Origin of the sequence: Stieleria mannarensis, from assembly GCF_014154935.1 — a bacterium.
In the GTDB taxonomy this organism is placed as follows: domain Bacteria; phylum Planctomycetota; class Planctomycetia; order Pirellulales; family Pirellulaceae; genus Stieleria; species Stieleria mannarensis.
The window spans coordinates 1-605 of sequence record NZ_JACEHH010000202.1; the positions used below are offsets into that span (position 1 = coordinate 1).

At 53.9% G+C, this 605-nt stretch carries 1 protein-coding gene; it reads left to right on the top strand.

Going from position 1 to position 605, the window contains the following annotated elements; all coding sequences use genetic code 11:
• The first annotated feature begins 33 nt into the window (after window positions 1–33).
• On the top strand, window positions 34–555 hold the full coding sequence (locus H1B37_RS33060; protein WP_182871530.1) for a hypothetical protein: 522 nt from the start codon (window positions 34–36) through the stop codon (window positions 553–555).
• Window positions 556–605: the final 50 nt, after the last annotated feature.

Below are 605 nucleotides of genomic sequence, written 5' to 3' on the forward strand. Positions count from 1 at the left end.
CCCGGCTGATCTGCTGAAATGGCTACACGACGCATGTCAAATGCAATCGTCAAACTCGCATCGGTCCTGTTGCTTGCACCCGTCGTCGTTCTGATCATTCCATTTGCCGTCGCTTTGTTAGCTGGCATGGCAATTTACGGCGTGTCGCTCACTGCAATCGTCTGGCTTATTTGGTGTACTCGCGGCGTCGATACCTTGGTCGTGTACTCCAATAGCCCCAACTGGCATGACTACATGGTAGAAACGGTCCTTCCACGCTTGCAGGGGCGCTCAGTCGTCATCAACTGGTCTGAACGTCGCCATTGGAAATGGCACTCGCTACCAGTTGCCGTATTCCGTTTCTTTGGCGGTCAACGCGAATTCAATCCAATGGTCGTTGTGCTTCGACCGTTTAGAATCCCTCGTACCTTCAGATTCTGGCAACCGTTTCGTGACTGCAAGCACGGCAACGTTTCATCACTTCACGACGTCGAGAATCGCCTCTACACTTACCTTGATATCAACGCACCCAAAACCGGCGGGGAACCATCGGTTGCAACGGAGGCCGCGAGTTGACGTATTTGAAGTGGGGAGTCGTTCGCGCGGCCCCGCTGAACCGTACCGTT